The organism is Paenibacillus sp. GYB004 (genome assembly GCF_036577605.1).
In the GTDB taxonomy this organism is placed as follows: domain Bacteria; phylum Bacillota; class Bacilli; order Paenibacillales; family NBRC-103111; genus Paenibacillus_AB; species Paenibacillus_AB oceani.
Window position 1 is genome coordinate 170,895 of the sequence record NZ_JARBDB010000008.1, and the last position, 13,425, is coordinate 184,319.

General features: G+C 54.7%; 11 protein-coding genes. All 11 read right to left on the minus strand.

Features of this window, described 5'->3' with window-relative positions; translation table 11 throughout:
• Nucleotides 1-201: 201 nt before the first annotated feature.
• Entirely contained in the window at nt 202-378 is a 177-nt protein-coding gene (locus PV433_RS04800) for an IDEAL domain-containing protein (protein ID WP_379210333.1), read from the minus strand.
• 75 nt (nt 379-453) lie between these two features.
• Nucleotides 454-963 (minus strand): gamma carbonic anhydrase family protein, encoded by a 510-nt coding sequence (locus PV433_RS04805; RefSeq protein ID WP_332071191.1) that lies wholly within the window; start codon nt 961-963, stop codon nt 454-456.
• Nucleotides 964-1,010: 47 nt separating this feature from the next.
• Nucleotides 1,011-2,141: a hypothetical protein gene (locus PV433_RS04810; RefSeq protein ID WP_332071054.1), complete on the minus strand. Its 1,131-nt coding sequence runs from the start codon at nt 2,139-2,141 to the stop codon at nt 1,011-1,013.
• Between the two features lie 290 nt (nt 2,142-2,431).
• Nucleotides 2,432-3,007, minus strand: coding sequence for a histidine phosphatase family protein (locus PV433_RS04815; protein ID WP_332071055.1), 576 nt, complete (start codon nt 3,005-3,007; stop codon nt 2,432-2,434).
• A 66-nt stretch (nt 3,008-3,073) separates the two neighbouring features.
• Nucleotides 3,074-3,679 carry an anti-sigma factor family protein gene (locus PV433_RS04820; RefSeq protein ID WP_332071056.1) on the minus strand — a complete coding sequence of 202 codons (606 nt, stop codon included), beginning with the start codon at nt 3,677-3,679 and terminating at the stop codon, nt 3,074-3,076.
• Nucleotides 3,676-4,266, minus strand: a complete 591-nt coding sequence (locus tag PV433_RS04825; protein ID WP_332071057.1) for an RNA polymerase sigma factor — start codon at nt 4,264-4,266, stop codon at nt 3,676-3,678. The genes PV433_RS04820 and PV433_RS04825 overlap by 4 nt, the downstream gene beginning before the upstream one ends.
• Before the next feature lie 515 nt (nt 4,267-4,781).
• Nucleotides 4,782-5,873 (minus strand): prephenate dehydrogenase, encoded by a 1,092-nt coding sequence (locus tag PV433_RS04830; protein ID WP_332071058.1) that lies wholly within the window; start codon nt 5,871-5,873, stop codon nt 4,782-4,784.
• Nucleotides 5,874-5,898: 25 nt separating this feature from the next.
• Complete coding sequence (hisC, locus tag PV433_RS04835) at nt 5,899-6,999, minus strand: histidinol-phosphate transaminase (RefSeq protein WP_332071059.1); 1,101 nt, start codon at nt 6,997-6,999, stop codon at nt 5,899-5,901.
• 167 nt (nt 7,000-7,166) lie between these two features.
• The gene (locus tag PV433_RS04840; RefSeq protein WP_332071060.1) at nt 7,167-8,555 is read right to left on the minus strand and encodes an extracellular solute-binding protein; all 1,389 of its coding nucleotides are present in this window, start codon (nt 8,553-8,555) and stop codon (nt 7,167-7,169) included.
• Between the two features lie 105 nt (nt 8,556-8,660).
• On the minus strand, nt 8,661-10,850 hold the full coding sequence (locus PV433_RS04845; RefSeq protein WP_332071061.1) for a hypothetical protein: 2,190 nt from the start codon (nt 10,848-10,850) through the stop codon (nt 8,661-8,663).
• Nucleotides 10,851-11,051: 201 nt separating this feature from the next.
• Nucleotides 11,052-13,412 (minus strand): S-layer homology domain-containing protein, encoded by a 2,361-nt coding sequence (locus tag PV433_RS04850; protein ID WP_332071062.1) that lies wholly within the window; start codon nt 13,410-13,412, stop codon nt 11,052-11,054.
• Between the last annotated feature and the right edge of the window lie 13 nt (nt 13,413-13,425).

Sequence of the window (13,425 nt, forward strand, 5' to 3'; positions counted from 1 at the left end):
TTGAAATAAAAAAAGCTTCTAAACGAAGCCTTCGCCACGATGAATGCCCCTGTGTAAGAGATAGCTAATCTTGGTACAGAAACTCGCATTTCGCTTTTTTGAAGCAACGTTTTGAAGCTTTATCACTTTAGCAAGGCGATAAAAAAGACGGTTGAACATAAGTCCACCGTCTGTCTGGCCAGGTCATTCTGCCGGGTTCCGTCACGAACGAAGCTCCTTCAACTGCTGGGTGAGCGTAATAAACGTTTTCTCGTCCCCCCTCGCGAGCGCGTCGTCGATATCCCGGTATAGCCTTTGTTTTTTTTGTTTGACGATTGCTTCATCGAGCACCATTTCGGCGAAAAGCCCAAGCATTGCTGCATAACCGGAAACGTCCATTTTCTCCAAAGGGCAACCCTCCCTAAAGGAAAGCGAGCATTGCAGGAAACGGAAGTTTCAGTCCGGCTGCAAGAATCAGGTGCCGCTCTTAAACTCCATCCCTTTTTGCATGTAGCTTTCCATCGTTCGTTTCATGCGCTGCAAATCTTCTTCCGTCAACTCCCGCACTACTTTGGCGGGCGAACCTAGCGATAGTGTATAAGAGGGGATTTTCTTATTCTCCGTAACGAGCGAACCCGCCCCTATTAAAGCATATTCACCGATCTCCGCGCCGTTTAGTACGATAGCCCCCATTCCGATTAATGTGCCGCTGCCTATCGTGCAGCCGTGTATAATCGCTCCGTGGCCTACCGACACTTCATCGCCTACCAGAAGCGGCTGGCCGGTATTCACATGCCCGATGCAGCCGTCCTGAATGTTCGTCCTCCGGCCGATCCGGATCGGGGCCAGATCGCCTCTCAATACGGCGTTGTACCAGATGGAAGCTTGCTCTCCGATCGCAACGTCTCCGATCAGCTGCACGCCCGGGGCCAGAAATACGGTCGGGTCCGCTTGCGGATATCGTTCCTTGTAAGGGTGCATCATGTTCATCGCTCCGTTCCTGTCGTCTATATGGAAATGGAGCGATTGTATCAATGCAGTGTCATGTTGTCAAATTCGATCGGGATCGTCTCCTCATCCGAGACGTATGTTCCCGAGATCAGGCTTTGTCCGAGCCTCGTGACGGCGATCGTCTTGCCTTCCTGCTCGTCCTCGCCGATCCGGATCACCCCGAGGTGCATCAGCATCTGCAAGATGCGCTGGTCGTAGATCGCCTCCGGCGAATCGTAGTAAAACGGCCGGATCAATTTGCACAAGGCGGAGCCGAGCGAAGAGGCGCTGACCCAATCGACCGCCAGCTTGCCGATCCAATAGACAAGCGACTGCAGGTTCGGAATCGGCCCCTTGTACAACTTGAGCCAGAACCGGTACACCTCGGACAAATCCTCGCGCCGCCCTTCCATTACGGACAGCTTGGCTTTATCGGTCAATTCCAGCTTGCCGGGCTGCTCCGACAAGAAATCCTGATAGTAGCAGTAATCGTAGATCAGTGAAAAACGGCTGGGCAAATCGCGGAATTTTCGGCCATAGCCGAATCTCCACCCCCCTTTCGTCACTGGCTCCTCCTTCACGGCCATCCGGTCCAGCAGTTGATGCAGATTGCGCTTGTAGATGGAACCGTCTCCGGTAAGGACGACTTCCTCGTGAAACGTATAATGAAGAAAGTGTGCGATATCGTCTACGATCAGCTTATGTTCGTCCCGATAAACGGACGGCTCGTCGGCATAGTTCAGATTTTGGCCGAACGACAGCGCCATCGTATCCGTGAATCGCCTTTTCAGATCAACCGGCAGTTGAAACAAATATTTCGTAGATTGCGAGTAGCCGTTAAACAGCCAGCCTCTGTGCTTGAATTGGGCTATCATCTCCCGCGGATTGCGGCCATCGCCAGGGCTGTCGTAATTCGACTGCTGGGCGCGGGCCATCAGCTCCTCCAGACTGAACATCTCTCTTTTCTCGAATACGAGAGAATTGAGGAACCGGATATCTTCCGTCGACAAAGTGCTTACTTGCCGCTCAAACACGTCTCTCCGGCTCACTCTCGACAAGATCGACTGAATCAGATCGTTTTTGGAATGACCGTTGCATTCGCATTCGTACGTGCTGGCGATGTTGCTGAGCTGCTGGATATCGGCATAGCAAAGCATGTCGGCCAAATTCATAGCGTACCTCCGTAAATCGGGAAAACGCAGACGGCTTCGAGCTCCGGCCGCGTGACTCCGGTTTACTAACCAGTATCGCTGTTTTTACGAAAAATAAACGTTTTCAGGCAATTTTCGCCAATACAAGTTTCGGATGGGGAAGCAGGAATCTCTTTCGATGCCGCCAGGGCTCATAAGAAAGGTCAAAAAGAGAAGAAAAGGAGGAAACGCGGGTAACGTCCGGCCGTTCAACTGCATCTTGTTAATTGAGCGGCCTTTCGTTTGGAGGTATAAGCAGAATAGACGAGGGTTCATTGCGGCAAATGCGTGGTGCTGTTAAACAAAGGGCACGTCCAGCTGGATTCGGCTTTCTCAAGGACACTGATCGATGTATTCCGCAACGAGCCTTCCGGCATATGCTTCAGCAGCCCTTCTATGAGCACGGCAATAAATGCGCCGTGAGAGACGATCAGAATCCGTTTGCCCGCATATTCGGACTCCAGCTCCGCCAGGCAGGCGCTGCCTCTGGCGAATAAAGCCTCGTTCGATTCCACCCCGTGATCCAGCTGCTTCCAGCCCTCCCCCCAGCAGGCGATCCGCTCTTCCAGGGTAGTGCCGTCCAGCCGGCCGTGAGTCCGTTCGCGGAGACGGGCTTCCAACCGTACCGGCCCCGCTCCCGTCATGGCCGCTATAATGCCGGCCGTCTCCGAAGCGCGCAGAAGATCGCTGCTGACGATCAGATCCCATCGTTCGTCGCGAAGCCTCTCTCCCAGAAGGAGCGCTTGAAACCGTCCCGCTTCGTTAAGCGGAATGTTATTCTGTCCTTGTAGCCGGCCTTCCATGTTCCAGTCCGTCGTGCCGTGTCTGATGAATCCGAACGTAGTCAATGCGGTAACCTCCGATGTTCGCAAGCAAATCGAAAGACCTCTGCGAAGAGGTCCGGATTTGGCTGTTTATGCTTTTGTCCGGGAGAGCCAATTCATGATGAGAATCGTCCCGGTAAGTCCTAGAAACGAGATGACGATCATGTAGTCCGGTACCGAGCGGATCGGGCCGACCGAGATCATATACGGATCTTTCAGACTGGCCGTCATCGTGGATACCGGCATCGGCGATTTCACTTTACCGCCAACCGTATGTACGTCAGTCGTCGCGCTCGCTACCGGCTTGAGGCCGTACTTGGGAGTCGTGTCTTCTTCGGTCGTCAGGGCAAACAGAAATCCGAACACGAACAGGGTCATGCAGAACGCTACGACAAACGATAAATTGCGTCTCATCTTATAAGAAAACGAGTACATCCGCTGGGGAACCGGAATTCTCCAAGACTCGTCGGAATAGATTCGTTTCATGACCTGGTTCGAAATCGGCTCGTACATGAGCGGCTTCTCCGGACTTTCCGCCGTATCGCGGATCAGTTCGGCGCTTTCCGCCCATATCGCAAACTCCTCCCGGCAAGACTCGCAACCGGCGATATGTTCGTCGATGGCCCGGCGCCGTTCGTCACCCTCCGGCATATCCCAGTAGCCGCCCAGCCATTGTTGTACATCCTGGCATTTCATCGCTGATTCATCCCTTCGTACTCTTTAAAGATCGGCTCCATATAAGGCTCGAGCTGTATCTTGACGCTCGCTCTCGCCCGGAACAGAAGCGACTTCACCGAGCTGACGGTTTGGCCTAATATATTGGCGATTTCCTGATAATCCATCTGGTCGTATTCCCGGAGAATTAGCGCGGACCGCTGCTTCTCGGGCAAATTGTTGATCGCTTCCCTGACCATCGACACTTTCTCGTTGCGCAAAACGGTTTGCTCCGGCGTATGCTCCGTCGACGTAAACGTCATGGCGGAGTTCCCTTCCAGAGAAACGCTGATGCCTTTATTTTTACGCATCTCGCTTAGGACGGTATTGCGCGCGATCGTATAAAGCCATGTTTTGAACGAGGCTTCCACCTCGCGGAACGAATGCAGGCTGCGGTACGCTTTATAAAACGTCTCGGAACACAAGTCTTCGGCGATCGCTTCCATTCTGGCGCTTTTCAGCAGATGGAAGATGAACGACAAAATTTTGCGCTCGTAACGCCGCATCAATTCCTCATAGTACTGTACGTTCCCGTCCTTGATTTCCCGAATCAGCTGGGAATCGGTCATTACAAGCGCCCCTCCTTGCTTTCCGAGCGACGCTTCCATTCGATAGTCTACTTAGTTTTACTATGACGGAAGCGAAAAGTTGCGCATCGGTTCATAAAAATTTATTCCATTATCGGAAATGAAAAATAAAAACTTAAGAAGATTATACCATAGGTCACACACCTGCTGCTCCCGAATCGCTGTTTCGACCACCCAGAAATCGTTGGATAATAACATTTCTTCTAATACCAGGAAAATTCCTTCTTGATTCGACAAGATTTTATCCATTTACACAAAAAAAAGACCACCGAAATTCGGTGGTTGCACATAGTGCGATATTTTCGGATAGGAGTGGAGAGAAACCATACTGTACTTTTATTATATGTATACGTTTTCATTTTGTCAACGGTTTTTTTGAAAACGGTTTCTCTCATATTCGGTTTTCAATGACGGACGAAGCAATTCTTACCATTAGACGAAAAAAACGACGAAACGGTTTCATCGTTTCGTCGTTTTTTTATAAAAAATTTATTCGCCTACAGTTGTACCGCAAACGAATGTTGTTTCAACAGTTTGATCGCCGCGTCCATATCCGCCTCATTGCGGAACGACAGCCGAAGGACGCCCGGGACGTCCGCCCTGCTTTCGCTAATATGGAGGTTGCTCAGATTAATCCGGTGGTTGCCGAGCAGCGTAGCGATTTGTCCGATGATGCCCGGGTGGTCCGGAATATCGACGTAGACATCGTATACAGATGTCAGTACGCCCTTTTTCCTCTCGGGCAGCTGGTTGCGGAAAGCGCCAGCCCGTTCGAACTCGCGCACGATCCCGTCTCCGTCGCCGTTCTCCACGAGAGCGGTCAGCTTGGCGATCTCCGCGTTCCAATCGCGCATCAGCTTGAGCATCACACTGCGGTTGTTCAGCAGGATGTCCCGCCACATATCGGGATGACTGGAAGCGATCCGCGTAATGTCGCGGAAGCCTCCGGCCGCCAGGCTCTGATACAGCCCGTCCTTCTCGTTATAGCCGGCGATCTGGTTAACCAGCGCCACCGCGATCATATGCGGCAGATGGCTGATCGCTCCGACGATCTCGTCGTGCTGCTCCGCGTCTACGCGAACGATCTGGGCCCTCGTGTATTGCAGCAGATCTGTCAGCTTGTTGTAAGCTTCCTCAGGAGTCGACTCGTCGGGGGTTAATACGTAGAAGGCGTTCTCGTACAAGTTGTAGTCCGCCACTTCCACCCCGGATCTTTCCGAGCCGGTCATCGGGTGGCCCCCGATGAAGTGAATGCCGGGCACGGCTCTCTCCCTTGCATGCTTAACGATCGTCGCCTTCGTGCTGCCGACATCGGTTATGATGCATCCCGGCTTCAGGCGCATTTGCAGCAGCTCGTCCAGGTAGGGTTCCAGCAGGCTGACGGGAACGCAAAGGAAAATAAAATCCGCGTCCTCGGCTACTTCCTGCATCGAGGTGCTGGCCTCATCGACAACTCCGAGACTCACATATTTCTCAACCTGGGACGGCCGATTGGAATGCCCGGTCACCCGGATGCCCGGTTTGTCCTTCAAGCATAACGCCAGCGACCCTCCCATTAAACCGACGCCAAATATAGCTACCTTTATCATTTCGAATCACTCTTCATTGTCAAATTTAAGCCTGAACCGCTACCTCGTCCAGCACCTGGGTCAAAGCCGCGATAAACTTGGCGTTTTGCTCCTGGCTGCCGACCGTTACGCGGATTTTGGTCGGAAAGTCGAGCGCATGGCCGCCCCGGATAATAAACCCTTTGCGGAGCAAAGCGTCGAACACTTCTTTGGCGGGACGCTGAACGTCTACCATAATGAAATTTCCGTAAGCGGGGTAATACGACAAGCCTAGCTTGCGGAATTCTCCGGTCATATATTCGATCCCGGCCGCATTCATCTCGCGGCAGTAAGCGATAAACTCCTGGTCCTTGACGGCTGCTTTGGCGGCCGCCTGGGCGAATCGGCTCGTATTAAACGGCTCGCGCACTTGGTTGATCGAATGAATGACGTCCGGATGTCCGACACCGTAGCCGATCCGCAGCGATGCCAGGCCGTATATTTTGGAAAAGGTGCGAAGCGTAATCACGTTTTTATAATGCGGAAGAAGCTCGATTCCGTCCGGGAATTCCTCGGAATCCGTATATTCGATATAAGCCTCGTCCAGGACGACCAGCACGTGCTGCGGCACCTTCTGCAGGAAGTCGTTCAGCTCCGCGCGGGTAACCATCGTACCGGTCGGGTTGTTCGGATTGCATACCCAGACGATCTTGGTACGTTCGTTGATTTTGGCCAGCATGCCCGGCAAATCGTGCTTGCCGTCTTTTAGGGGAACCTCGATCGATACGGCCCCTTCGATCTCGCAATTGTGCTTGTACTGCGGGAACGTGTGCGTCGCCATGACCGTCTCGTCGCCCTTCACCAGATAAGCGCGGGCGATCATCAGGATGACTTCATCGGAACCGGCGCCGAACAAAATCTGATTCGGCTGCACGCCCAGATGAGCGGCCAATGCGGCAGTCAGCTCCACGGCTCCGCCGTCGGGATACAGGCTGACCGAATCGATTTCGGCCTGGATTGCTTCTTTTGCTTTCGGTGAACTTCCGAACGGATTTTCGTTGGAGGCCAGTTTAATAACTTCGGTTAAGCCCAGTTCGCGTTTGACTTCTTCGATCGGTTTCCCTGGCTGGTAAACCGGCAGATGGACGATAGTGGATTTCGGCTGCACGGATTTCACCTCTATGAAAGATTGGGTGCTGCTATTTTCGATATAACTAGTATTGTAACGTATTTGAAAGCGGCTTGCTAGTAGAAACGTCAGAGTCGATCCGCCGGTCGCCGCGCGGGCATCAAAGGAAATGAAAAGACCTTCTCCCTGCGCGGGGGAGAAGGCGGTTAGAGGAGAGGAGCGCGGCTGTCCCGGCTCCAGCTCTCGATTTCTTCGCAGAGCGACTGATCGGTGTGCAGACCGCCCCAGTACATTTTCAGCTCTCTGTTCATCCGCGTCAGCTCTCCCGCCCCGATGCCCAGCTCGGTAAAAAAGCGAAAGCCCGGGATCGTCTCCCTGAACAGCGAGAACCGGGACGGCCTGTACATCGTTTCTTCCCCGACCCATTCGGCGGCAGGCCTTAAGGCGGGCAAACTGTACGTTTGCTTGCGGATGAACGTCTGAGCCTGCTGCGAGGTCAAATAGTGGAGCAGCGCGGCAGCCGCATCTTTCGCTTTGGAGCTCCTGTTGACTCCCAGCCCTATGGCCAGCAGCAGCGACCGGGGCGTTCCGAAATGAGGCACCGGGGCGACATCGAACGGGACCCGCTTGTTCTGCAAATAGTTCAAATAAAAAAAGCTGGTGACGATCATCGACGCTTTTCCTTTGGCGAGCAGCAGCTCCGATTCGCCCGTCGCTATGCCGTCGGTCAGATGCGCCATATCCCGCTTGATGTCCCGGCATGTCCGGAGAACCTCCATCATCCGGGTGCCGGATAAACGTATGGAGCCGTCGGGATTTCTTTCGAACTTGACGTCCGATTGAAGGAGCAGCAGCGGCCAGCGGTTGACCGAATAGAAATCATAATGGAAGCCGACTCTCTCGTTCGGAACGGCCAGCTGCTCCGCCGCGCGAATCAGATCTTGCCACGTCCAGCTGCTGTCCGGCTCGGACAATCCCTTCTCGGTAAAATGCGACCGGTTATAGGCAAGCAGCAGAGGAGAAAAAATAAACGGCTGGACGAGCAATTGCCCTTCCGACGTAAAAGCGTCGGACAAGAACGGGTACATATCCGGGTTGCGGGGCAGCGGCTCAAGCAGCTCCCTTCCCCCGTTTTCGATGCAGTCCCGGAAATCGGTATAGTTCATCATAGCGGCATCCAAAATGCCGCCTTCAAAATAGTTACCTATATAATGGGAACTTGTGCTGGTAAGCGGAACGGCTTGCACCCGGACAAACGGGTTGCCTGCCTGAAACAGGTTGATCAGTTTCAGCAAGCTCGCTTCGCCGATCACCGACGAATGAAAGCCGAATTTGACCGTCGTTACGGATTCGTCGGGAGGGGCTATCACTTTGTTGCCGACTCTCGGTATTTTCTCGAGAAGCCCTTCGCCGACAAGCTGCTCCAGCCCTTTGCGTACAGACTGGTTGCTCAGCCCGAACAGCTCGGCCAATGCTTTCTCGGAAGGCAAATAATCGCCGGACGGCTTCTTGCCGGTGACGATATCGTCACGCAAACGGCTAACCATATCGCTTAACCGCTCGCGCGGGCTTTTCCGGACTTCCTTGTTTTCCATGGGCTACCCTCATTTGTCATCGTTACGATTAAGGCTATTATAGCAAGCGTCCTGCAACGCCTGTCAACTTCTGGATCAGGACGCTCCAGCCTGCCGGAGAACGTCTTAAGGAAGGATCAGATTGCCCTCCGTATGGCGCACGACTGCGGATGGCTCCGGCAATCCGGACCGGTCGACGCCTTGCTCGACACATGCGGCATGGAGCATATAAGAGCCGCCGCCGAATGCAGCCGGGTCTGTCTCGAAGCGCCCGCCAGTGAACTTGGAGCCGACCGCTTTGTATTGATGGCAGCCGCTCCGGATGACGAAATGCGCCATATCCGGCACCCCTGCTATACTCGTCAGATGGCCCAAGTTCCATGTCACGGTTTGCGCCGGGTCCGTATGCAGCAGAAATGCTCTGGCGCCGTTTACTCCGCTGAATGCGGCCCCTCCGTCGATCGAGACGAATTGAGTCTTGCCCGCTCCGGAAGCGGCCGCTTCCTCATTCTCCCAGTCCCAAGCCCCGGTCAGCTCCAGCCCGCAGTTGACCATACCGCCGCCTTGGATGACCAGCTCGCGGCAGGCGGCTTCCACCTTCCCCGACTCCGTCGATGCCCCGATCAGCCAGCTGTTCTGCAGCGTCAGCTTATGAATGCTGCCTATCGTGATCTGTTCGATATTGCGAATTTCACTATGGACGATCAGCAGATCGGCGTCGACGGGCCGCATTCCGACAGCGGCCCCTTCGGCAGGCTTGCGCGCAAGCTCGGCGTGCGGGGTCATCGTAAATCCGCAGCCGTCGATTACATTCGGCCGTTCCGAGCGGGAGGAGCTTCTGGATAACGTAACCGATCCTTCGGCTGTGCAGCCTCTCATCTGAAGCCCGTCGGCATTGGCCCATATGGAACCGGAATCGGGCAACCCTTCCTTAACATAAGCGCGGCAATCTTCCAATGTCAGATCGGTTATTTTCTTATGAGCGATAATTCGCGAAGCGATATGTTTTCGGACTGTAATCCGTTTGGCGCTGTCCCCCCATGTCGATCCGCTGTTGGCGAACGACAACAAACCCGAATTGCCGGTATAGACGAGGTCGTGCTCAAACTGGCCGTGCGTGACGAAGGGACCATAGTCGTCGCCGTCGCCGTGGCAGTTCTCCACCATACAATAAGCGGCGCATGTAAAATCGTTCAGATGACGGGAATTGCTCGTGTTGCAGTCGCGCACATGGCCATACAGGACGTTGATCTGCTGCGTAAGATAGCCGGTTCCTCCCCAGTCCCGTTCTACCGGATTCATCAACTCGCACCGCTCGGTTACGAAAAACGTGTTGTATCTCCTCATAATAACCGGCCAAAACACGCCTTCCGCGCGAATGTCCGAGACGTCGCATTCGACTGCGAACTCGAAGGCCAGCGGGCTCGAGCCAATCTGGTCCCACGTATCGAACGGTCTTACGGTCGTCGAGACGCTGGGCGGTACGGGGACGCCGGTAAACTTCATGTTCCGCACGCGGCTGCCGATTACAGGGTCCATCCTTTTGTAGCTGATCGTTCTTCCCGCTTCGAGAGTCCATCCGAGCTTGTAATTCATCCGGATATGGGTCGCATCGATCCGCTCCGTCACCTTCACCATATAGTCCAGCTCGCGCTGCGCGCCTCCGCCCGGTCTGCTGCTTACCCGCGCCACCCACCAGTCGCCGATTGCAAAGGCGGCGCTGTCGGCCACTTCCACGACATCGGTCATTTCGGCCAAATCGGCGCTCAGCGTCACCTGCTGGTTCTCCCCCGACTCAAGCCCGCGGAAGCAGAAAACGGTTCCCAGCGGATTATCCTTCCAGTTCAGCTCGATTCCTTCGGTCGTAACGGTGTACCCCCCAAAATCGAGCTCGATCCGGCTGCGGTGAAACACGTGCCTTTTTCTGAAATTCAAGTTTGAGTGCGCTTCGATGCGTTGAATGGCCGGGTCGTTAACCATCGCGTCCAGCGCGTCGTCTGCAGGCATATGCTCGTCGAAAATGCCGAACCAGCGATAATCGCCGGTCCCGTAATGCATCGTCTCCCAGCGGCCTCGCTTCTCCGGATCGGAATGCGGATTATGTACGGTGCCTCCGTTATCCGCGCTCGCGCTTGTTTCGTTATAGCGAGCCCATTTGCCCCCGCCGTCGCCTTCTGTATAATAGCCGGCCAAACAAACGACCGCCCCGTGCACCCGCTGGTCAGGTGTGAGCTCGAACAGGTCCGAGACGTTCGGAATATGGATCACCGGGTAAACTTCGCCTGCACAAACGGTTTGCCGCCTATCTGTATTCATTGCTCTGCCGCAACCCCCTGCTCCCGCTTCATCCGGATCAATCCGATGATGGATTTGTGATTTGAATCTGGTTTGTTTTTGATTATAAGCGCGTCCGCAAACAGTGTCAACGAAGTTGTAACCCTTTTCCATTTTCCCGCCGTCTCTCGAAAAAAAGGGTCCGTCCGGCCGTAGCCGTCGGGACCTTGAACTATTGCCGGATTATCGAATGACGATCGAAGCCGAGCTTCCGCCCCAGGCGATAACGACATACTCGCCGGGAGCAAGTTTATCGGTCGCCAGGAACGCCTCTTGCCCTGCAATCGTTTCTACTTTTTTCGCGGTTCCCGATCCGATCGCACGTTCCAGGTCGCCCTTCGTTGCGCTGACTCCCCGCTTGACCAGATACACGTCCGCCGCTTTATCCGTAATGACGGCTATAGGCGAGCCCGCCTGAACCGCACCCGGATTCACGACCGTCAAAGAAGGCCCGAACTCAAAGCTGACCGCAACATCGCTTGCCAGCGGAACTCCTCTATCATCCGTCAACGTTCCAGCCGGCAGGGTTAGCGTGATCGGGTCCGGCTGACCCGCCGCAAAAGTGAAACGGATTACGGAGTCCATGATCTCGATCATGTCGCCCGCCTCGTACGTATTACTGGTCACCGTGCCTGTTGGCTTGTAGGTGGAATACGTTACGCTTTTGCTCAAATCCTCCATCGTGCCTAGCGCATTTCGAATCGGTTTATTGAATCCGATATCGACGAACCGGCTGTTGCTGTACACTTGAACCGAGTTTTGGGCAAGCGGTGTTTCCGGCGAAGCGAGAAAGCGAATTTCCTGATCCGGGCTGTAATCGCTCATTAAATAATAACTGTTAAGCGCTACGATAACGTAGTCCCCTGCAGGGAGCCCCGCCGTATGAAAGGAAACTTTCTGATTGGCTTCCCCGAACGCGCGCTGCCCCTGCTTGGCAGCGACCATATAGTCAAGCATCGAAATATATCGGTCCGTCCCTCCAGGCACCAGGTACAAATAGCCTCGCTGATCGGAGATCCCATAGACCGTGTCGCCTACCGTAGCAGTGCGCAGCTGATTGACATACACGCTTTCGGTTACCGAGCCTTCCAGCGGAATCAGGCTTCGAGGGGAAACTGTACCGGGAGGCGGAACGATTTCGTCGTCGTCGTCGGAGCCGCTGCCCGCAGACGGGCCGGGAACCGGGAGCAGCGGCTTCACCACATCTCCGAGCGTTAATTCTTTGTCCCCGATCTTAACCGGCGTCTGAGCCGTGGCGTCACTGCCGATCTCGATCCGCTGCGGCTGCTTCTCAAACTGTGCGCCCGGCGCATTGACTACCGCGAGCTGGACGTTTCCTTCGCCGAATACCGACACGGCCGCATGGATGATCAGCGATAAGAGATTGGCTTCTTTCCCGATGACAAGCTTGGTTTGCCCGGACAAGCGGTCTATCGTCAGCTTCGAGACCGAGCCTTTCGGAATTTCGAGCAAGATGCGCTGCGCCAATACGTGAACGGCTTCGAAGCTGCCGACCAGCGTAATTTGCGCGTCCGCCGGCAATTGGCCGGTTAACGTCACCTTGCCGACGGCGTGTTCTGTTGTGGCTTCATCGGCTACGATAATGGCCGCCGTATGCAAGCTTATCTCCTGTATGGAGGCCGTTCCTTTCAAGACGATGCGAACCGTGCTGATTGTATTGTTGACAGATACGATTCCAAGGACGGTATCCACAAGATGGACACTGTTGACTCCGCCGCCCAAAATACGGGTTGTGCCGGTCACGGTTACGTTTTTCAGCGTAACGTCGCCTTTGCCGATTCCTGCGGCCAGAATCAGATCGCCATCAATCTTCATGTTCTGGAGCGTCACTCCGCTTGCCGTTACTTGGATATTTCCTTTTATCGTTTCCGTTCCGCTTGCGGGTCCGTATACTCCAGGTTTATGGTAGATCGGAGAGCTTGAGGCACGATCCAGCATAACGACCGCCTCCGCACGGGTTACGAGTCCTGCCGGGCGAAAGGCGCCGTCTTCATAACCGTCGACGATCGCATGTTCGGCGAGAATCCCGATCGGAGCGCGGCTCCAGCCCGGGATCGAGGCGGCGTCGGCGAATTTCGCAGCGCTGCCGTTCTCTTCTCCATTCATCCGGAGCAACCGGGCGACGATCACCGCCAGCTCCTGCCGGCTTACGCTGGCTTCGACGCGGATGCTGTTGTCTTCATACCCTTCGATATAGCCGGCTTTCACCGCTTTGGCCGCTTCCGCGAAAGCCCAATGATCGTTGGCCAAATCGGCAAATGAGATCGCCGCCGGTTCTTTCCAGCCATATATCCGGTTAATCAGCGCGAACAGTTCTCCGCGTTTGATCGAATCATCCGGACGCAAACTGCCGTCTTCATAGCCTTGAATGTACCCTTGATCCAGCCAGGCGGACAACCGGGCTTGAGCCCAGTGCCCTTGACTGTCGACCGGCGCGTCTGCCGCATAAACCGATGACCAGCTTGACGAAAGCATACTTGCAACAAGCAGTGCGGCCGATAGCCGCTTTAATCGTTGAAACACGCGTTTAGCCCCC

Coding starts and splice junctions, on each gene's coding strand:
- PV433_RS04800 (WP_379210333.1), bottom strand. CDS start 378: ATGGACGTTTCCGGTTATGCAGCAATGCTTGGGCTTTTCGCCGAAATG.
- PV433_RS04805 (WP_332071191.1), bottom strand. CDS start 963: ATGATGCACCCTTACAAGGAACGATATCCGCAAGCGGACCCGACCGTA.
- PV433_RS04810 (WP_332071054.1), bottom strand. CDS start 2,141: ATGAATTTGGCCGACATGCTTTGCTATGCCGATATCCAGCAGCTCAGC.
- PV433_RS04820 (WP_332071056.1), bottom strand. CDS start 3,679: ATGAAATGCCAGGATGTACAACAATGGCTGGGCGGCTACTGGGATATG.
- PV433_RS04825 (WP_332071057.1), bottom strand. CDS start 4,266: ATGACCGATTCCCAGCTGATTCGGGAAATCAAGGACGGGAACGTACAG.
- PV433_RS04830 (WP_332071058.1), bottom strand. CDS start 5,873: ATGATAAAGGTAGCTATATTTGGCGTCGGTTTAATGGGAGGGTCGCTG.
- PV433_RS04840 (WP_332071060.1), bottom strand. CDS start 8,555: ATGGAAAACAAGGAAGTCCGGAAAAGCCCGCGCGAGCGGTTAAGCGAT.
- PV433_RS04845 (WP_332071061.1), bottom strand. CDS start 10,850: ATGAATACAGATAGGCGGCAAACCGTTTGTGCAGGCGAAGTTTACCCG.